Here is a 20,019-nt window from a genome sequence, read left to right as displayed (position 1 = left end):
CAGCCTCCTTCGCCGGGTTCTCCGATCCGATCTTACCCGCCAAAGGTCACCCAAGGCCCAGGATCGCTCAGCATCGGTAATCCTCTAGTGGCGGCAATTCCACGTTCGCGTTTTTGGCGTAGGCACGGTGAACGGCTGCGCTAGAATGCCCCAGAGCTTCTTGGGCATAGCGCTCCGGATATCCCACAGCCTTAGCACGTTCGGCCCAGGCGTAACGGTAAGAGTGAAGGCTAATTCCAGAAATCTTCAGAGTCTTGCACTTTGAATAAAATTTGGAGGCTCGTTCCTCCGAGCGAAGTTTGGACCAATTCGGGAAAAGCGGCCCACTCGTCGGCAATGTCCGGAGAATCGACGCCACCTCCTCCCCGAATCGCAAGACGGCGGGCATCCCGTTTTTGCGACGGCGATAGCTGATTGTCTTATTGTTCCAGTCGATGTTTTCAGCGACCAGAGAAGCACAATCGATCTGAGACGCCCCCACATGCCATAAGAGCTGGAGGAAGGCTTTACGCTCGGGGTCCGATTCGGCGGAGACGAGCCTTTGATGTTCGTCCAGTGTCACACCACGCTTCTCTTTGAACTTCATCCGAGGCCATTGCTTCATCGGCAACACAGGCCAAGGCAACCAACCCATCTGATGAGCGAAGCTGTGCAATCGGCGAAGGTAGTTGTTCGTGGAGACCGTCCCCTTCTGGATCGCGGAAAGGATGTGTTCGGGCTGTGTCTGGAGCACAGGTAGATCTCGGAATGTATCAAGCGCAGGCTGCTTGAGTCCTCGTTCATATCGCGCGGCGGTGCTTGGAGCTTTCCCGATTTTCGATTTCGCCAGAGCATCCATCACATCCTGCCAAGTTCGCGTAGCAACCGTTGGATCCGCGGCTGAGAGGTAAGTGCGCGCGAGGTGAATGTTGAAAGCAGGATGATAGGCGGATTCGTTTTTGGCGTTGAGCAGCCGAACTGCCTCGGCTTTATCGGACGTCCCGAGGCTCTCCTGCTTGTTCGTTGTGCGGTCCTGGGCGTAGTAACGACCGCTGGCACCCCGTCGATACAATCGGTATTTTGGCTTCATAATCTTTGTCGGTTATGAGCCTAAGGCGCTGAAACCATTCCACGTTAGCGAGCAGTGGCGGAGTACCGCCATCCTTATCCAGAGCTACTCCGGAGTAGCTCCGCCGCTGGCTAAACTGCTGGCAGAGCCCGCTAGAACAAAAAGCAACCGGTTGATGCACACGCACCTCGGTTGAGGAGTAAAGGGCCGAGACGGCCCACACTACAGCATCGGCCATTTTTGAATGGAGCCTCACCAGCATATCCCCCTACTCTGTCCTCAATGCTTTCGAAGAAGGCCAAATATGCGATCCATGCGCTGCTTTATCTCGCGGAGCGGCGCGGACAGGGGCCTGTCCTGATTAAGGACATCGCGGAGTCCGAGCGGCTGCCTCGAAAATTTCTGGAGGCGATCCTGGTGGACCTCAAAGCCGGAGGGTTACTACGCAGCCGGTCCGGCCGCTCCGGCGGATACGAACTCATTCGCTCGCCGCTCGAGGTCAATTTGGGCCAGGTGATCCGCCTGATGGATGGGCCACTCGCACCCATCCCCTGCGTCAGCCAGATGGCCTATGCGCCCTGCGACGACTGCAAGGATGAGCGCACCTGCCTCATCCGTCTGACCATGAAGGAGGTTCGCGACGTCACCGCGCGGATCCTCGAAAACACCACCTTGGACGGCCTGCTCAAGCAAAAGGAACAGTTCCGTACCGAAGACGCCCTGCTCGATTTCACCATTTGACCCTCAAAGCCAGAAGACTATCAATGTGCTGGAGTGCTCTACGAACTGTCGGCGTGCTAGTTCTCGCGCTGGTGATCGCCGGCTGTCATCGCAACGAGTCCGACACCGCCAGCAAACAAGATACGGCGGCAAGCGCTTTGTCGGATCAGTTCCTCAGCTTGATGATCGCTGGCAAAAACCACTTGAGCCAAGGCGATACGACGAACGCGCTCCTCACGTACCAGAAGGCGCAGGCGATCGTTCCCCATGATTCCGATCTCCATCTCAATTTGGCGAACTGCTACCTATTGAATGGGGAATCCGTGGAGGCGATCCGGGAAGCGGAGGAGGCCTTGAAGCTGGAGCCGAACTCTGCCGCCGCGTATTTCATCAAGGGATCCGCCTTTCTGCGACTCAGCAATGCGGAGGAAGCCGCGAAGGCCCTGGAGAATGTCAAAAAGATCGACCCCGGCGAAACCTCCACCTTTTTCCAGCTCGGAATGGCGAGAATGGGGTTGAAACAATGGGACGAGGCGATCTCCGCTTTCCGTGAAGGTCTGCGCATGGATCCCAACCGCCTGCATGCGGGCGCGCGCTATCAACTGGCTCAAGCGCTGCTCCGCGCCGGCCGGCAAGCGGAAGCCCAGCAGGAACTCCAACACCACCTGGCCAGCACCGACGGGGGCGGACCCGCCGTGAGTGCAGCCACGTTCGAGCGGAGTAAGTACACTCAGGCTCGCGTGCCCTTCCGCCTGGACCAGCCGGACGCCCGGGGAATCCCTCAAAAATTCGTCGACGCCACGGCTGAGACTCTCGGTGCCAACGCTCGGGACTTCCGCGGACCCATCGGGGTGATCCGGCTGGACCGAACCACGGAAAGCAGTCTGTTCGTCCGCGATGGCAGTGGGGGATTTCGGGTGCTGCGAAATACCAAAGGAAGCTTTCGGCCAACCGCCTCCCCTGCCCCCAACGAGTTGCCGGCAACCGGATCGTTCTCGAAAATCCTTGTCGGAGATCTGCAAAACGACCGATACGACGATATCATCGTCCTCGGCGAGCACGGCAGCCGTGTCTTCCGACTGGCAACCAATGGACTGATCGCCGATGTGTCCGCCTCAAGTGGGCTGAGCACCCTCAAGGCGAAGGACGGACTCCTCATCGACCTGGATTTCACCGGGAAGCTAGACCTGGCCGCTGTCAGCGAACCCAGCCGGGAGGTCGTGATCTACCGTCAGTTTGGTCCCCTGGCCTTCAGTGACATCACGCGCACTTCAGGAATACCTGCCTCGTTAAAAAGCGCTCACGCCCTCGCCATGAGCGATTGGAATCGCGACGAGATCCAGGATCTTATCGCCAGCCGCACGACCGCCCCTCCCCTCCTGCTGGAAAAGCAACGAGGGGGCCCGTTGGTCGCACGCGAGATCGAGCGTTGGGCTCCAGGATCGATCGTTTGCGCGGGGGACTTCGACAACGATCTCCGTCCGGACCTCGCCGTGGTGAGCAGCAACACCCTCCAGCTGTGTTTCAACAGAGGAGAGCGTCAGGAGTTTCCCCTCGGGCCAACGGGAGGCATCCGCCAGATCGTAGCCCTGGACCATGACAACGACGGATGGCTGGACCTCTGGATGGTCGGCGACAGGCTGCGGGCCTGGAGGAATGGGGGGCTGTCGGGATTCCGGGAACAAAGCGTCGAGCTAGGTCTCAACCGGTTCGAGGCTGGTTCCGTAGCGGAGGTCCATTTCGCCGATTTTGACGGAGATTGCGATTCGGATGTGGTCGTGGGCTTGGTAGCCGGGGGCATTCGCTACCTGCGCAACGAGGGTGGGAACGCTAATGCCCAGGTCAAGGTCCAGATGATCGGCAACCGCTCGAATGCCAGTGGCATCGGATGCAAGATCGAGATCGAAACGGGAGGACTGCGGCTGCTCCGAACGGTCCATTCGCTGCCCGTCGAAGTGGGCGTGGGGAAAACCCAAAAGCTAGACTCATTTCTGGTGCACTGGTTCAACTGGCCGCAAGGCTCGGCCGAGCTGAATTTCAACTGCCATGAGCCACTATTCGCCCTCGAGCTGACGATCCAGGAGGGTTCCTGTCCTTATCTCTACGCCTGGAACGGAAACCGCTTTGAATTCGTGACCGACATCCTGGGCGCTTCCCCCCTCGGCTTGCCAGTCGCGGAAGGCCGCTATATCGAGCCCGACCCCGAGGAGCTGGTTTGGGTGGGCAACGAGCAAAGCTTCCCACCTCGGGACGGGCACCACGAGGTTCGTATCACCGAGGAACTGCGCGAAGTCCTGTACCTGGACGAGGCCAGGCTCGTGGTGGTCGATCGTGAGCCCACCACCGAGGTGCACGTCACGGACAAACTCCTGCCAGGGAAGCCGTATCCGTCCGGCGAGTTTCTCACCTTGCATCAGGAACGCCCGCTGCACCGAGCCGAGCTGGAAGGGGGACGTGATGTAACCTCGGCTCTCAAGTCCGTCGATGGCCAGCGCGTGTCCCCGCCGCGCCTCCGACCGCCGCAGCTGCGCGGGTTGGCGGAGCCCCATCCACTAACGCTGGACTTCGGAGTCCTCGACGCGAGCCGCCCTCTGGTGCTGGTGTTGAATGGTTGGCTTCGCTTTGGGGGCGGCATGGCCAACATCGCCGCATCGCACGACCCTTCGCTACCCTTCCCATTTCCATCTCTGGAAGCAGAGCTAGCCAATGGCAACTGGAAACCGGTCGACGTGGTCGTGGGTGCCCCGGCGGGAAAAACCAAGACCATCTTGGTCGACCTCGAAGGCAAACTGACTCCCGGAACACGACGCCTGCGCCTCACGGGAGCATTCGAGATCCACTGGGATCGCATCGCCCTGATGGAAAAGAAGTCGGCAGCTGAGACCAGGCTGAGCTACGTGTCACCCAACACGGCGGACTTGAGATTTCGTGGCTTCAGCCAGCTGCGAGATCTCCCATCGGACTGGCCTCTCACTCCGGATTACGAGCAGGTAAGCCCGAATTTCTACTGGACCCTCACGCCCGGAGGATGGTGCACGCGCTATGGAGATGTTTTGGAACTTGTCGCTCGGCGCGACGAAGGGCTGGCATTGATCAATGCCGGCGACGAGTTGAGCCTCCGGTTCTCCGTGAGTTCCCTCCCTGCCAAGCCCCCCGGCCAGGTCCGAGAGTTCTTTCTCTACGTCGATGGATGGGACAAAGACTCCGATTTCCACGTGGCAACCGGGACGCAAGTAGAGCCCCTGCCCTTCCACGGGATGAACGGCCAGCTCATTGGGCGGGAAAAGCGCCCGTCGTTCCCAAGCGATGAGCTGCACCGCACCTACAACACACGCTGGGTAGAAGGCCGTGTCTTGAAACAAATCGCCAAGCAAGCTCCCGCAGCGTCGCGCTAAGGTTTAGCACCACGGTAGGGCGCGCGGACGAACTCAGTTCGAGTCGGCGAGTCCGCAGGATTCTCATAGATCGTCAGCAGAGTTCCCTCGGAAATGTTCTGCGTGGCAGCGGTCTTGCCTGAGGGCCACCGGACCGACAAAGCAGCCACGGTGGTCTGCTGGCCCACGCCGACGATCAGGGTGGCCGAGTTCTGTGTCGACCAACCATCGCCGCAACGATGCTCGCGCACGAGTTTCTGCGAGCCCAAATCAACGGAAATGCGCGCACCGTATCCATCCCGACACGCCAGCCCCTTGGACGGCGCGGAGCTGCGGCTCCCACCCACGAAACGGACGGCAATCATCCCGCCCTGGCGTCCGGCTGCGGACATCTCGTTGCGATACAGATTGAAGAGGGGCTGGTTTGCGTTCACCAACGCCACGTCCTGCCAGCCATCGCGATCATAGTCCAAAAGCGCAAACCCTCGACTGTCAGCCACGTTATCCAGCCCAGATATTGCGGATACATCCAAAAACGAGCGCCCTCCCCGATTGTGAAAGTAATGATTGCGTTCGTTACCATTCAGAGAGTGCACCAATACCTTGTCACCCTCACGTTCAATTCCCGCCAGCCGTGCGTCGATCTGCGGTCCCAGGTTATCCGGGGCATGGGTGCGTTTCCATTCGGGTGAAAATCGGAAGGAAGGCCGTGCCAGGCTCTCATCAGTACGAACCATCGTCCGCCACAGATTGCTCTCAATGTCCAATTCGGACGACAGCTCAGCCGGAGCGGTGAAATACCCACTCAGCACATACAGGTCGAGAAAGCTGTCGTTGTCGAAGTCAGCAAAGCATCCACCCCAGGACCAACCCGCGTTCATCACGGTCATCGCCGGCGGTTCCATGCCGGCCACCTGCTTAAACTTGCCGTCGGGCTGCCGATGATACAGCCAATTTCCCATGGCCGACTCCATGAACATATTGTCCAGGCCCGGAATCTTGCCCGTCATCCGGCGTCCAGCCTCGCTATACATGTTGGAAACGTAAAGGTCCTCACGACCATCGTTATCGTAGTCACCCCACGAGGCTCCCATGGCAAACCCGTACGGAGTCAGCCCCATTTCCGTAGTCACATCGGTGAAGCCAGCCGCCCCGTCGTTGCGAAAAAGCACATCCACTCCCCAATCGTTGGCGACATAAAGATCCGGCTTCCCATCCTCGTTGTAATCGCCCCAGGTGGCCTGGAGCGAATTGCGGTAGATTCCTACGGTGCTGTTCTCGGAGGCTGGCTCGAAACGCCCGCCTCCACGGTTCACGAGCAGCACATTCGGGGGGCCGAGCTGATCCAACACCGTGACACCTTTGCGCTGCTTGTGCTCCGCCAACCGACGCCGGTAGTCCCGTGCCAACTCCGGCGAGAAGAACTCGTCCGGCCAATCGAAATCACCCTCTTTAACCTGCGCCACGCCTCCGGCCGGACTGGCTCCGGCCGGCGAAGCGGGGCGATACGTGCACAGGTAAACGTCCAGTAGTCCATCGCCGTTGAAGTCAGCCGCGGACATCGAGATGACCGCCATCGGCATGAACTTGGGAATCGGGTGCTGCACGAACCGACCTTGCCGATTCTCGAGATAGGTGGTCTTAAGCAAACTGCGCCCCAGCATCGCATCCAGATCCCCATCGTTGTCAAAATCCGCCAAAAGCGCGCAGGTGGTGTGCCCGGGAAGATCTAGTCCGAACGCTGCCGCTTCCTCCGTGAACGTGCCATTGCCACGATTGCGGAAGAACATATTTTTACCGATCCGGACCGTCACATAAATATCATCGAATCCGTCCCCATTGACGTCGCCGATCGCGATGCCCTCCTTCTGATTTACCGAAATGGGCGCAAAGTAGGGATGCGGCGGTTTCATGCCTTCCCGATAATACTTCACCGTCGCTTCATAGTGCGCGGAGTGACGCGCTTTGGCCAGGTCCTCAGCACGCGGCAGGGCGGTGTCGAGAGTCTCAACGAACCACTTCCGAGCGCCTCCGATCCAATCCATCTTCTCGGTCTTCCAGCGGGTAATGCGCCAATCCGATTCGGCTTGGCCCGAGCGAGACACGGTTCGCTCCAAAACCAGGGATAGCTGCGCATGCAACGATCGCCATTCGCCGGTCTTCATCTTTGCCAACGCGTCAAACCGTCCCTCCGCTTCGAACCGACCTGGATCACCACCGGGATGCTGTCCGGTGGCAATGATGACCTTGGCGTGGTCAAACGAGGCCACGGCATCGAACAACGGACGCCACAAATCCACCGGCGACATGACCTTGAACCCCGCGGCAAGCGGCCAGACGCGGGACTCGATGCCCTGAGAGTCGGTGCTGCTCATCGGCGGCAAAGGCCCCAGGTCCAAAACTTGCACGGAGGGAGCAAACACAGCTTCTCCACCGGCACCTGGCAAGCGCAAGGTCATCAAGCCCCGGGACAGCACGCTCATGTGGGGTGTCAGAGCCAGGCAGGTTTCCTCGGCTGTCACCAGGGTGCTGATGACCGCGTCGTCGCCCATGAGTTTGGGACGATAGGAAGCAAACGAGGATCCCGCGGACGGAAATCTTGGGTCCAGCTTCTTCCAGATGGGAAACACCAAGGTCGCCAGTACCAGCACCCGAAGAACGATAGGCTGGCGCCGTCCCAGCCAGGAGGCGACCAAGGCGAAAACGACCACCGAGACCGGGACCCACGCCGCGTCCCATTTGAACAGGGCCGCCACGCAGGCCCAGGACAGAAACAGGAGGAGGTAAAACCAAAGGGCTGACGGGACGGGGCTTTTCGGCACAGGGCCTGAGCTGGGTTTCTTCTTCACGGGGCTTGAGAACTAGATATCCGCCCTCCTCCTGTCGAGCAGATTTGTCCGGGTGGAAGGGTGTCCGAATCACCCAATCAACCCACCTTTCGTTCCATAGACCTCGAGGAAGGACTTGGACCTATTCTCACTCGATCCGCACCGACGCGGAAGGGAAAGTGAGCTTTCGCTACCTGCCCGGCCAGGAAGCTCAACGGTTCTATCGCTTCCGGAGGAACTAGAAAGCACGGTCAGGCACCCCCTGCCCGCCATGGGATCCCGGGGGTGCCTGAATCGATTTCGATTACTGGCGCAAACGGAAGAATTGCGCCCTGCCCGTCGGCGAGACCGCCTTGGTGCCTGCCCCGGTAATGGGGGCACTGACGCCGGCAACCGGGGTCCAGACCACGGGTGCACTGAGCGAGGGGCTCGACTCCAAAACGTAACCAGCAGCCTCCCCAGCCCAGGATACGGTCGCGTTACCCCCTTCGAACCCGACGGTGAGTGCCGGCGGCAACGCGGATACCCGAACCAGCTGCAGTGCGTTCAAGGCTGGGTTGACGTTGACGCCGGTGAAGGTGGACTCGTTGGCGACCGACAAGGCCAGGCTGCCGGCATCATCGGGAGACACATTTTCGAAGATGACGTAGTTGCCGTGGTCGCGCGCCTCCGGATTCAGGCTGGACATCCGGCGGAAGACATTCGGGGCCAAACTATATTCCGCAGCGTGCTCGGCCAGGACGGTGTAGGCGGGATAGCTCCCGCCGCCGACCAACTCCAAACGCTGCTCATAGCTGGCGTTGTAAGTGAATCCCAGGCAGTACACGATGAGGTTATAGTTCCCCGCCGGCACGTTCTTGAGCGTTGCAGTCACTGTGCCGTTCGCGTTGTGCAAGTATCCTTGGAAAAGGACGTTCTCGGCGGTGGCTTCACCCGTGCCCGTCATGTAGTTCGCCCCCGCGTAATCGATCACGATATCGGTGGAGGCGCCATCGGCGTCCACGAGCGGGAGATCGACTCCCGTGGGATCGGGCAAGTTGTTCCAGTTCGCCTGCGGGACGACTCCGACCACGTCGTCAGGACGGAGAATTCCCGCGGGACCGACTCCGGCTGCACCGCCACCGAAACTAGCGCCGATCCAGGGAACGGAGGTCGGGGCTGGTCCTGGATTCACCGTAACGCCCACGCTTGCGCTGGGCACGGTGGCGCCGCCGCCCGAGAGAATCACCCGATACTGGCTGCCACTGTCCGCCAATCCGAGAACCGGGGTGACATAGGCCGCGCGGGTGGCGCCGGGGATGTTCGCTCCATTCTTCTGCCATTGGTAATACACCGGGCCGCCGGGAGAGGCCGCCTCCGCCTCAAATCGGGCGCGGCGTCCTTGCGTGACGACAGCAGCGAGGGGCTGGCGCAGCACGTCCACTCGCGCGCTGGCAGGATCGACGAACGAGGCGATGCGGCTCCCGCCGAGAAGGCTTAGCGCCTCGACCGGCGTGGCATCGCCTTGCCGCCGGGCGGCCACTCGCACCACGGCAACGTAGTCGGCGTCCTGCTTCATCAGCACCTGAAGCACATAGCGTTGGCCGGCCTGTAGAGTTCCGGCGGAGGACCCATAGGTGGAAGGGTCATAACTGAGCGACGCGTTGGCAGGCAGCGCCAAAATGGATTGCAGCTGTTCCGCCTGGCTGCTGGGGCTGAGGAAAAGCTCGGCGTCGTCGCTGTTCACCATGAAGAAGTCATAAACTCCGGACTGCTCGGGAATGAAAAAGGCCGTCAGTCTCAGGCCGTAGTTCTGCGCGGCAGGCTCGCTGACGGAGGTGAAATCCTTCGCAACATTGCTGCGATCCGGTGCGTTGGGATACCTTGGATCTTCGACCAAGGCGCTGACGCCGGCACCGGTGATCCCGAAGAAATAGTCGCGCTGGGCAACGCCCTCTACCAGCTTCCAAGCAAAAAAGCTCGTCTTGGAATTCGGCGCGATCGCGTTGCCGCTGAGGTCAGCGACGGAGCTCACCGAGAGCTCGTAGCTCACCCCTTCGGTTTGCGGCGTCGTTGTGAGGGTGACATCCTTCAAGGTGACAGGATCCAGGGCGGCGGCGATCACGTTTAATCCGCCGCTGAGGCTGAAAGCCCCGGGCAGCACTGTGTTCTCGTCCAAAGCCTTGCTAAAAGCGATTTTCACGTTGACCAAGGAGGCAGAACCCGCGGCTCGGGAGATGACCGGAGGGACGGCTGCGCCGGTGTTCTCCGCCGCGTTGAACTGCGCCTCGGTCAGGGCGGCGTCCAAACTCAGCACAAACCGATCGATGAACAAGCCAGCCTCCCGGGTTCCGATGGTGAAATTCAGGGGCTGCCCGGCGTCGATTTGCTCCTGGGTCACCTCGAAGGAACTGGTTTCCAAGCTGAAGCCATAGGTGTTCACTGCCGGGGGCACCCGGGAGTTGTTAATGCTGGAGCTGACGTAGTCGGGATTGGGATTCACCAGCTCCGTGGAACTATTCAACAGAGTGGGAACGTGGTAGCTGTTCCCCGCATTGGGATCGTTCTTGGTGTAGTCTTCCGAAGCCCGCCAGCGCAGATAGATCCGGTAGGTTCCAGCAGAGCTGAATCGGATGGAATAGCTGGCGAAGCTGGTAGGAAAGCCAGTGTTGTTCACGCCCGCGGCGAATAGCGCCTGGTTGCCGCTGGGGGTGGAGTCGTTGGTGATGACGAAGGAAGTGGGACTTCCCGCCACGAGACGAACTTTGGGACTCTCAGCCTCGAAGGCCACATAGTTGACGCCGGCCGGTTGAACCAAGACGTCGGTGTCGGAATTCGGCGTCGCATTGAACTGGGCCTCGCTGAGGGCGGTGTCGACACTGAGCACGAAGCGATCCAAAAAGAGGCCCGCCTCGCGAGTGCCAATGCTGAACACCAGCGGTTGTCCGGCATCGACCTGTTCCTGGGTCACCTCGAGAAGAGTCGCTTCACTGCTGAATCCGTAGGTGTTGACCGCCGGAGGCACACGAGAGTTGTTGATGCTGGAAGTGACATAGTCCGGGTTCGGGTTCAGAGGCTCCGTGGAGCTGTTAAACACACTGGGCAGATGATAGCTATTCCCGGCATTGGGATCGTTCTTGGTGTACTCCTCGGATGCTCGCCACCGGAGATACACCTTATACTGACCCGCCGTCGTGAACAGAATACGATACGACGCAAAGCTGCTGGGAAAGCCCGTATTGTTGACGCCCGCGGCGAAGAGCGCCGTGTCGCCGCTCGGCGTCACATCGTTGGTGATGACGAAGGAGGTGGGGGCCCCGGCCTTCAGCAAGACATTTTCCTCGGCCTCAAAGGCAACCTGGGAGCTGCCGGGGGCCTGAAGGATGGTGCCGGCACGGGCGCAGACTGCGGCCCCGAAAAGGTGAAAAGCGAACAGGAGAAGTAGGATGGGACGCGATAAGGCTCTCATAACGAGGGAGTGGGTAACTGCGTTGGGTTGGGTTTTCCGAAGGGAAGAGTGGCGTGCACCGAGCCATTGACGCACGGGCAAACTCGGATTGGGCAGCACACCCCTCTCGAGGCGCAGACGAGCACCTCATGTGAACACACCTCACCCCTTGGGCATGGACCATCGCGGCACGTGCAGACATGTCATCGCTGAGCATGTTCAGGGGTTTGGGCTGTGATGGTTCTATAGGCAGGATCCGACGGGATGGCAATGTCAAAGATGGGAGGATGTCAAACAACGACACCCCGAAAATACCCTGGGGACGTGCAAAGGGTGGTCAGTGTCTACCAACCTCCGAGCAGTGGCGGATGGAAGGCAGCCCCAGGTTGATGGTAGGCACTAAGACAAAACTACTACTTTAAAACTATGAACCTGAAAGCATCCTTACTCCTATTATTGACCGGAGCAGCGACGGTAGTGATTTCCGCTGAGAAGGTGTCCGACATGAGACTGCGCCAACAGGCCTTCATGAAAACGAAGTTAGTCTACTCTCAGGCCATTCTGGAGGGACTGACCTTGGAGAAGTATGACCTCGTCTCCAAGAACGCCCTTCGCATGAGGAATATGAGCCAGGAAGGGGACTGGTTCCTCAAAGGAGAATGGTTCCTGAAAAACAATCCCGACTACAAAGCCGCGATCACCAACTTCTACCGTCAGACGGATTCCTTGTTCATGGCGGCGGCTGATAAGAATCTCGACACGGCGAAGGAGGCTTACAAGAAAGTCGTGGACAGTTGTGTGAGCTGCCACGTGCTCTTCCGAGCTGAACAGATGAAAAAACGTTGAACCACACCGCGGCGAACCCAGAAAGCGTCGCGGAGCAGTCCGCGGCGTGACGATTCGTGACCGGTCAAACTGAGTTCCCCGCTGCGTTGGTGAGGGTCATCAAAATGTCAGCATACCAGGCGCAGTTCAGCCCGAGGGTCTCATCCAACTGGGCATCCCGAGTGCCCACATCCATGCGCGCTGAATGAACTCCCAACAGCTTCCACGCCAGCGGAGCTTCTGGATGCGGCGCGCGCATCACCACCGGCGCGCCGCTGGTGCCCCGATGCGTGCGGGCATCAGTGAGAAAGTAACCCATGCCCTGAAACCGGAGCCCAAATGAGGAGGCAATCACCGCCTGCCGCACCACCGGCAAATGGTGGAGGGCATCATGAAAACCAAGAGGAAACCCAACGATGAGGAGGGACGTTCCCACTTCCACCTCCTGAAGGGGTCGCTGCAAATGGACCGGGGTAAAGGCTTCCCAAACGCCCGACTCCGGAAGGGCAGCGCGATCCAACTCGAGCACCGCCACGTCCACATCTCCCCCAACATCGCTGCCCTGACGCCAGAGGCTTTTGCCCCCTCGATAGAGCGGCACAGAAAAGGCCACGGAGCGAGTCAGGTTCTTCACATCCGTGTGCAGCTCAATCTCCAAACGATCAGGAAAGTGCCGCGTAGCCTGATTATTTACCACATGGCGCGTCGTGACGAGAAACAGCCGATCTTCGCGCTCGAAGAAAAAGCCGGTCGCTCCGGTAAGATGGCATCGGCCGGAAAACGTGGATACTCGAACTGTGGTCAGCAACAGAGGTTCGATCATGGAAGCTAGAATGGATCTACCGTGGAGTCCCGAGATCATCCGCGCAAGAAGATTAGCACCCCCAGGCTCTCTACGTAGTATACCCCATTCCCAGCCGTCGTGGCGAGCCACACTCTAGCTATCAACGACCTGGTCCGATCAACGAAGAACCCAACACATCCGAGCATGATTTCACACGGACAGTTATTGACGGCCCTGACTAGTTCGGCACTGTTTCGAACCTACGCTCGGGCCTACAGCGAAACGACCGGAATGCCGATCGCTCTGCGACCCGTCGAAACCTGGCAACTGCCCTTTCATGGCAAGCACAAGGAGAACACCTGGTGCGCCCTCATGTCAGAACAAAGTCGCACGTGCGCCTCCTGCTTACAGGTGCAGGAAAAGCTGGCAAAAGCTTCGTCGAATGGTCCGGCGACGGTCATCTGCGCCTATGGATTGTGTGAAACAGCCGTGCCCGTAAAACTGGGGCCGCTCACGATCGGTTTCCTCCAAACCGGGCAGGTGTTGCGCGAGAAACCGACGACCGCTTCCTTCCAGCGGGCCCTGGCTAAGGTGGAGGAACTCGGCGTGAGTCTGCCGACAGCAGAAGCCCAGGAGGCTTACTTTTCGACTCCCGTGGCGTCGCAGAGGAAGCTAAGCTCGGTGGCAGACCTCCTGACGATCTTCGCGGAGCACCTTTCCATGAAAAGCAATCAGATCGCCATGTTGAGGGCCAACGCCGAGCACCCGATCATCGCCCGAGCGAAGGATTACGTTCGAGAGCATCACTCGGAAGAACTCTCCCTGAGCAGGGTGGCGGGATCGGCCCACGTCAGCATCTACTACTTCTGCAAGCTGTTCCGAAAAGTAACCGGAACCACGCTGACCACGTTCGTGTCGCGCACGCGGGTCGAGAAGGCGAAGAACTTGCTGATCAACCCAAACCTGCGCATCAGCGAGATCGCTTACAATGTCGGGTTCCAGTCCATCACCCACTTCAACCGTGTCTTCAAGAGTGTGACGGGTGAATCTCCCACTCGTTACCGGGAGCGCTTGCCCATCTCGGCATCCCGAAACTCCGTCACCAAGATGTCGCTCAAGGCCTGAGTCTATGAAGATCGTTGAATACAAAACCGCCCACGGAGATAACTACACCGAACTCGACCAGATGGTAAACGAGCTGATCAGCAGGGGCTTTCAGCCTTACGGAAGCCCCTATCTCTCCGACGCGCCCGTTGCGGGTATGAGCGATACCTTCGTGGTCATGCAGGGCATGGTACGCTACGAGAGTTAGCACTCGGTCCAGCGGACGGCAAAGAGGCTCCTCCCTGCTGGACGATTCGCCCCGCTCCCTCTAAGGGCGGACATCAGGAGCGCCCAGCTAGCATTCGTAATCTTCTTCACTAGAGTAACCTAGCACCTGCCTACCCCCAATCCTGATTGACTGTCCTCAAGCGGCAGGCCCGTTCGTCGTTAAAGGGAAGCGAAGCCCTGGGGATCACCAACGATCTGCCATTGGCGCGGCAACGCTCAACGAAACATACTCATGAAAATCGTCATCGGCCTGGTTGTTGTCATTGGTCTCCTTCTCATCGTGGTCGCAACGCGACCCGCTGACTTCAGGGTGACTCGCAGTGCTACCTTGAACGCCTCGCCGACATCTCTATTCGAGCACGTCAACGACCATCGGAAATTCAACGTCTGGAACCCGTTTATGAAGCTCGATCCCAACGTCAAAAACACCTACAGCGGCCCAGAGTCCGGTGTCGGGGCAGTTTGTAGCTGGGAGGGCAATAACGACATCGGAGCTGGTAGCTGCACGATCACCGAGAGCAAACCGGCGGAGCTGGTGCGCTGCCGCATGGACTGGAAGCGGCCCATGGCCGGCTCGAGCACTGTAGACTTTACGTTCAAAGCAGCAGGCGAAAAAACCGTCGTGACTTGGAGTATGTACGGAAAGAACAGCTTCATGGCCAAGGCCGTCAGCCTCTTCCTGGACTGCGACAAGATCTGCGGTCCTCAATTCGAAAAAGGCCTCGCGGCCCTGGGTGAAATTGCGGCAGCGGCACCTAAGTCCAACCAGGATTGAAGCACGTCATGCCGAGGATGCTGCCGGGCCCACCGGATCCCCAAAGGTGATTGTCCTAACCCCGCGCTGAGTGCCGAGGAGACAAACATGAGCCTTGTGATGAGCGAAGATGCCGACGCTCACGACTCCGGGCCATTGGTTGATCTCTACCTCGAGCGCCAAAGGATCGGGGATGCGCAAACCGCTCACATCAATGATCGGGCAGCCGTTGTCGGTCACGAACCCGCGTCGCACTGCGGGCAGGCCGCCAAGGCCGCGCAACCGTCGCTCTATTTGGCCCGCTGCCATCGGAATCACTTCGATAGGCAACGGGAAGAGGCCAAGCACAGGAACGAGCTTGGATTCGTCGACGATGCAGAGGATTCGATCCGCAAGATCGGCCACAATCTTCTCTCGCGTCAACGCCCCTCCCCCTCCCTTGATCATTCGGCCACCCGGGTCAATTTCATCGGCCCCGTCGATATAGAGGGGAATCCGCTCGAGAGAATTGGCCTCGAGAACGCGGAAACCGTGGGCGCGCAAGCGTGTGCTGGTGGCTTCGCCACTGGAGACCGCTCCCTCGATTGGGATCCGAGAAGCCGCCAACGCTTCAATGAATTGGTGGACCGTCGACCCAGATCCGACCCCGATCACTGAGCCCGGGAGCACATAGGCCACCGCTGACCTGGCTACCAATCTCTTGAGTTCATGTTGAGTCATAACCCAGGGTGTGCGGGAGTATTCCTGCGCCATCGGGCGATCGCCCAGCCGATCAGTGGCGACCCGATCACCGTAGGCAAAGTCCAGGCCAGCGGGCTATGAATGCCCCGGGTGCCGAACAACGGCAGCCAATTCACCACGAGCACGGCGGTGACGAGGGCTATGTAGGAGCCCCCCTGCCCGATGATGTGCAGGCGAACCCAACCCGAGCGGCGTCGTTTGGCCGCCAGGTAGCCAAGGAGCGCGAACGCGTAGGAGCCAAGGCCGATCGGCAGGAACCACCAAATCCGGGCCCAGTCCAGGATGGATAGTGCCACCGCGCCAGCGCAGGTTCCTAAAACGAGCCAGTGATAGAACTCGCCGGCACGTGTGTGAACTCCCCGTCGTTTCCTCGAGAACATGCTGACAGGGCCCAGGATGAGGGCGGCCACACCGAAGCCGATATGCAAAGCCAAGATGATCTGAAATACACCCATCCCCAAAACTGCCCGGATCCCTACATGGATGAAAGTGAAAAACCGGGACGTTCCGGGCGAAAATGGTCTGTTAATCAGGCTCGGACAGATTTAGCTTTTCCCAGGCTAGGAGGCATGTCTGAGTGCTCAACACCACCGCCGCGCAACGCAGTAGAACGCGAAATCATCAAGAATGAACGACGAAATACGGAGTTTATTGGACAGCCTCCGCCGGGGCCAGTACGAGGACCCCAGCGAGAAGATTGCACTGCTAGCCGCCGCCCTCCAGGAAGGGCCAGCAGAGGAGTCCCTCATCGAAGGGCTTCTACGGGCGCCTCAAATACCGCTACGCCTCGCCGCGCTCGAAGCCTGTCGCCTGGGTGGACCTCGCTGCGCCGAACTAACCCTGGTGATGCTGAGTGGTGATGCGGAATCCAGGGTCCGACTCAAGCTGCTGGACTGCCTGCCAAATGCGGACACAAAAACCACACAGGAGATTCTCACCCGGCTGATGCAGGATACCGACGACGAAGTACGTTGCCGGGCAGTGAAAGCATCTGAAGGCCGGCCTGTGTTTGCGGATAGTCACACAAAACTGCTTGAATCGGACCCGCATTGGGCGGTTCGGCGTGCGGCGGCGAAGGCCTTGGGCGAATCGGCCAGCCCCACCCGCCCGGCCGCCAGCGGATTAATCAAGGCCCTCATCAGCGACTCCGACGAGGATGTGCAAACGGAGTGCGCTCGTCAGCTCGATCGTCTGGTCGAACTAGACCGGGAGGCCGCCACCTCAGTGCTCCCGTCCGACATCCAGCGCTTGGCGAAAGCGGAAGCCGTCGTCGCGCCGATGGGCGAACGGTTCAAACACCTGCTCGAATGGCTGCACGAACGCACGTCAGTCGCGGCCAACCCACGTGAACTCGCCCGGTTTGGGACCGATCTTACCGCCCTGGCCCACTCAGGGTTACTACCGCGGGCACATCACATCGCAAACTTCACAGCCACGCTCGTCGACTTGCTGAAGCGGGAGCGGCGACGGTCAATCGCGCTGATCGGTAAATCCGGGTGCGGCAAGAGCGCCATTGTCCAAGAGCTCGTCCACGCGCTCGCCCTTCCCGAGAATGGCGCGTGGCTGGTGATCCGCGTTTCGCCGTCCGACCTCATATCAGGAACGCGATTTCTCGGAGAGTGGGAGACTAAGGTGCGCGAGCTGGTCGCGGCCGCCCGCTTTCCCCGCCGTGTCCTGATTTATGTGCCCAACCTGGGCGAGCTATCCTCAGTCGGCCGTTCGAGCAAATCCGATTCCAACATCGCCTCGGCGCTGGCGCCCTATCTGGACGATGGAAGTATCGTTTTGCTGGGAGAGGCCACACCGGAGGAGTTCGAGCGCGGCATGGGCCGGGAAGCCTCCTTGGTCCGGCTCTTCGACAAGGTCCTGGTGGAGGAGGCGTCGATGGATCAGACCGACGCGATCCTGCGCGCCATTCGCGAAGAGGAAGGCGCCAAGGTGGTGCCTGATGAGCGGCTCAGCGAAATTCTTGAGCTCAGCGGATTCTTCATGGGACATCTCGCGGCCCCGGGCAATGCGGCGACCCTGCTCCGCTCGGTGATCGCCTGGGCCAGGGCGGCGGAACGGGAAGCAACGCGACTCGACATCCTCAGCGTCATCTCCCAGTCCTCTGGCCTCCCCATCAAACTCCTGGACGATACTTGTTCGCTGGACCAGCGACAGCTGCGGGAGTTCTTTGAAAACCAGATCATCGGACAGCCCGAGGCGGTTGAAGCCGTGGTCGATGTGGTGACTCTGATCAAAGCGGGTCTGACCGATCCCGCGAGACCCTTCAATGTCATGCTGTTTGTAGGTCCCACCGGTGTAGGAAAAACCGAGTTGGCCCGCGCGTTGGCGAACTACATCTTTGGCAATCCCGACCGTCTCCTTCGCTTCGACATGAGCGAGTTTGCCGGCCCCGAAGGGTTCAACCGCCTGATCGGCGGGAGAGATGACAACGGGATCTTAACCGATGCCATCAGGCAACGGCCATTTTCCGTCCTGCTTTTGGATGAGATTGAAAAATCGCATGTCAACGTCTTCGACCTTTGCCTGCAGATCTTCGATGCCGGGCGACTGACTGATGGCCGGGGCCGGCTGGTTGATTTCCGCAGGACTGTCGTGATTCTCACCTCGAACGTCGGAGCCGCAGGCCTCGAAGCACGTCTCGGCTTCGGCACGGGAGGCGAGGATCGCGCGGCGGGAACGCCCGATCCGGATCGCACCCTGCGCGAGCTATCGCGGGTCTTCCGCCCGGAATTTCTCAACCGAATCGATCGCATCGTCAACTTCCGCCCGCTATCGCTGGAAGTCGCGGAGCGGATCGCTCGACGGGAACTGCAGCAGGTCCTGTTGCGGAGCGGCATCCTGAGACGGGGGCTGACCATCAATACCGATTCGAGCGTGATCACGCTTCTGGTTCGGGAGGGCTATTCACCGCACTTCGGAGCGCGTCCGTTGAAACGCACGGTGGAGAGACATGTGCTTCTGCCCCTGGCCCGTTTCATCGCAGCGAATCCAAACCAGGAATCTGCCGTTCTCAGCCTGGTGGCCCGAGGCAACCAAGTGGACATTCATCTGCTCTCCACGCCGACGCCCCCCTCGGGGCCGGGCGCGAACTCGGTCTCCACTTCGTCCAAGCCGCAGAAGCAAAGCCTGGAAGAAACACCCGAGCTTTTGGATCGGATGCAAAAACTGGAGGGATTCCTGGAGCCGCTGACTGCCAGAAAATCAGAGTTGATGTCGCGCACGCGCGAGCGCGGGTTTTTCGACCAGAAGGCCGAGCGCGAGGCGGTCTTGGAGGAATTGCATCGGCTCGATGAGTTTCTGGCGCGTTGCGCCGCGCTGCGAGAAGGGATCGACCGGTTTAGCGCCAGCCGCGCGGTCCGGAGCCGTTCTCCCGACAAACAGGATCTCTCCTTCGAAGAGCGGAAAGCTGAGCTTCGGTCGGAGCTGGAACAACTGGAACTGGTCTGCCGCAGCGCCAAGGATACTTCGCTGATGGGCGACGCCCTCCTGCTGATCATGCAGGTCAAGGCCGATGGTGACTCCCTGGATGCAGTCCGGAAGTTGGCCGAGACCTACGGCCATATCGCCGCGCGACGCCGTCTTCGGTGCGAAGTGGTCGCGGAACGCTGGGAGGGACAGATCGATGAGGTCTGGCTGCGAATTCCGGGCTTGGGCGCACGGGCCTTGTTTGTCGCGGAGGAGGGACTGCACGAATTCAACCACCGCCGACGGTCGAAAAATCCTCGATCCGGCCGCGAGCAGACGTTTAAGGACTCGGCCATGTTGAGAGTGGAGGTCTTCCCCGGCCAGGGCGATCCTGACCGCCAATTCATGCGCGAGGTCGACACCCAGGTGAGCGTCTCCGCACTGAAGCCCCCTCGCTCGCGGATGGTCGACAGCGCCAGTTGGTCGGTGCGGGTGTTTCATCCGCCCACCCTGCGGTCCATCGAGGTATGGACGGCGGGCACCAAGGATCAGGCGATGAAAACGGCCTGCGAAATCCTCTACTCGCAGGTTCGTTCTGCCGCCGCCACCGAAACCTCGTCCACCCGAGTTGTCCGCCGCTACGATTTGGGCATCGGATCGCGTATCAAAGATCTACGCACGGGGCGTATCACCACCCGCCTCGCTCAGTTCTTCCGCGGGAAGGTGGATCTCGGACAGATCTGAAGGGAGTCCGCCCCCCCAGCCACTCGTC

The 20,019-nt window shown here is 59.9% G+C and carries 13 protein-coding genes; 7 read left to right on the top strand and 6 right to left on the bottom strand.

Annotation, left to right across the window (positions count from 1 at the left end; all coding sequences use genetic code 11):
- Positions 1 to 67: 67 nt before the first annotated feature.
- Positions 68 to 1,069, bottom strand: a complete 1,002-nt coding sequence (locus tag JNN07_02975) for a tyrosine-type recombinase/integrase (protein MBL9166677.1) — start codon at positions 1,067 to 1,069, stop codon at positions 68 to 70.
- Positions 1,070 to 1,330: 261 nt separating this feature from the next.
- Between JNN07_02975 and JNN07_02970 the strand changes: the two genes are divergently transcribed.
- Together JNN07_02970 and JNN07_02965 are read left to right on the top strand one after the other, a co-directional pair.
- Complete coding sequence (locus tag JNN07_02970; protein MBL9166676.1) at positions 1,331 to 1,789, top strand: Rrf2 family transcriptional regulator; 459 nt, start codon at positions 1,331 to 1,333, stop codon at positions 1,787 to 1,789.
- A 53-nt stretch (positions 1,790 to 1,842) separates the two neighbouring features.
- A complete protein-coding gene (locus tag JNN07_02965) occupies positions 1,843 to 5,163 on the top strand; it encodes a VCBS repeat-containing protein (protein MBL9166675.1) in 3,321 nt (1,106 codons plus the stop codon).
- Here JNN07_02965 and JNN07_02960 read toward each other — a convergent pair.
- The gene (locus JNN07_02960; GenBank protein MBL9166674.1) at positions 5,160 to 7,991 is read right to left on the bottom strand and encodes a CRTAC1 family protein; all 2,832 of its coding nucleotides are present in this window, start codon (positions 7,989 to 7,991) and stop codon (positions 5,160 to 5,162) included. The genes JNN07_02965 and JNN07_02960 overlap by 4 nt on opposite strands.
- Before the next feature lie 283 nt (positions 7,992 to 8,274).
- Complete coding sequence (locus JNN07_02955; protein MBL9166673.1) at positions 8,275 to 11,418, bottom strand: hypothetical protein; 3,144 nt, start codon at positions 11,416 to 11,418, stop codon at positions 8,275 to 8,277.
- Between the two features lie 405 nt (positions 11,419 to 11,823).
- Here JNN07_02955 and JNN07_02950 point away from each other — a divergent pair, with 405 nt between their 5' ends.
- Positions 11,824 to 12,243, top strand: coding sequence for a cytochrome c (locus tag JNN07_02950; GenBank protein MBL9166672.1), 420 nt, complete (start codon positions 11,824 to 11,826; stop codon positions 12,241 to 12,243).
- A gap of 64 nt (positions 12,244 to 12,307) precedes the next feature.
- Here the strand turns inward: JNN07_02950 and JNN07_02945 are convergent, their stop codons facing one another.
- The gene (locus JNN07_02945; GenBank protein MBL9166671.1) at positions 12,308 to 13,045 is read right to left on the bottom strand and encodes a trypsin-like peptidase domain-containing protein; all 738 of its coding nucleotides are present in this window, start codon (positions 13,043 to 13,045) and stop codon (positions 12,308 to 12,310) included.
- Positions 13,046 to 13,210: 165 nt separating this feature from the next.
- Between JNN07_02945 and JNN07_02940 the strand changes: the two genes are divergently transcribed.
- From JNN07_02940 to JNN07_02930, 3 genes are all read left to right on the top strand, one after another.
- On the top strand, positions 13,211 to 14,131 hold the full coding sequence (locus JNN07_02940) for a helix-turn-helix domain-containing protein (GenBank protein MBL9166670.1): 921 nt from the start codon (positions 13,211 to 13,213) through the stop codon (positions 14,129 to 14,131).
- A 4-nt stretch (positions 14,132 to 14,135) separates the two neighbouring features.
- On the top strand, positions 14,136 to 14,318 hold the full coding sequence (locus JNN07_02935) for a hypothetical protein (protein ID MBL9166669.1): 183 nt from the start codon (positions 14,136 to 14,138) through the stop codon (positions 14,316 to 14,318).
- Between the two features lie 252 nt (positions 14,319 to 14,570).
- Positions 14,571 to 15,113: an SRPBCC family protein gene (locus JNN07_02930; protein MBL9166668.1), complete on the top strand. Its 543-nt coding sequence runs from the start codon at positions 14,571 to 14,573 to the stop codon at positions 15,111 to 15,113.
- Between the two features lie 6 nt (positions 15,114 to 15,119).
- Here the strand turns inward: JNN07_02930 and rpiA are convergent, their stop codons facing one another.
- Positions 15,120 to 15,812 carry a ribose-5-phosphate isomerase RpiA gene (gene rpiA / locus JNN07_02925; GenBank protein MBL9166667.1) on the bottom strand — a complete coding sequence of 231 codons (693 nt, stop codon included), beginning with the start codon at positions 15,810 to 15,812 and terminating at the stop codon, positions 15,120 to 15,122.
- A complete protein-coding gene (locus JNN07_02920; GenBank protein MBL9166666.1) occupies positions 15,809 to 16,288 on the bottom strand; it encodes a hypothetical protein in 480 nt (159 codons plus the stop codon). Before JNN07_02920 ends, rpiA begins: the two co-directional genes overlap by 4 nt.
- Positions 16,289 to 16,460: 172 nt before the next feature.
- Here JNN07_02920 and JNN07_02915 point away from each other — a divergent pair, with 172 nt between their 5' ends.
- Complete coding sequence (locus tag JNN07_02915; GenBank protein ID MBL9166665.1) at positions 16,461 to 19,991, top strand: AAA family ATPase; 3,531 nt, start codon at positions 16,461 to 16,463, stop codon at positions 19,989 to 19,991.
- The last annotated feature ends 28 nt before the right edge of the window (positions 19,992 to 20,019 follow it).

The sequence above is a fragment of the Verrucomicrobiales bacterium genome (assembly GCA_016793885.1).
Classification (GTDB): Bacteria; Verrucomicrobiota; Verrucomicrobiia; order Limisphaerales; family UBA11320; genus UBA11320.
The sequence above is the reverse complement of the archived record's forward strand: the minus strand, read 5'-3'. Positions and strand labels throughout refer to the sequence as shown.

Bases quoted from the DNA above. Each gene is read 5' to 3' on its own strand.
- JNN07_02950 (MBL9166672.1), top strand. From the start codon at position 11,824: ATGAACCTGAAAGCATCCTTACTCCTATTATTGACCGGAGCAGCGACG.
- rpiA (MBL9166667.1), bottom strand. From the start codon at position 15,812: ATGACTCAACATGAACTCAAGAGATTGGTAGCCAGGTCAGCGGTGGCC.
- JNN07_02930 (MBL9166668.1), top strand. From the start codon at position 14,571: ATGAAAATCGTCATCGGCCTGGTTGTTGTCATTGGTCTCCTTCTCATC.
- JNN07_02945 (MBL9166671.1), bottom strand. From the start codon at position 13,045: ATGATCGAACCTCTGTTGCTGACCACAGTTCGAGTATCCACGTTTTCC.
- JNN07_02975 (MBL9166677.1), bottom strand. From the start codon at position 1,069: ATGAAGCCAAAATACCGATTGTATCGACGGGGTGCCAGCGGTCGTTAC.
- JNN07_02935 (MBL9166669.1), top strand. From the start codon at position 14,136: ATGAAGATCGTTGAATACAAAACCGCCCACGGAGATAACTACACCGAA.
- JNN07_02915 (MBL9166665.1), top strand. From the start codon at position 16,461: ATGAACGACGAAATACGGAGTTTATTGGACAGCCTCCGCCGGGGCCAG.
- JNN07_02955 (MBL9166673.1), bottom strand. From the start codon at position 11,418: ATGAGAGCCTTATCGCGTCCCATCCTACTTCTCCTGTTCGCTTTTCAC.
- JNN07_02940 (MBL9166670.1), top strand. From the start codon at position 13,211: ATGATTTCACACGGACAGTTATTGACGGCCCTGACTAGTTCGGCACTG.
- JNN07_02920 (MBL9166666.1), bottom strand. From the start codon at position 16,288: ATGGGTGTATTTCAGATCATCTTGGCTTTGCATATCGGCTTCGGTGTG.
- JNN07_02970 (MBL9166676.1), top strand. From the start codon at position 1,331: ATGCTTTCGAAGAAGGCCAAATATGCGATCCATGCGCTGCTTTATCTC.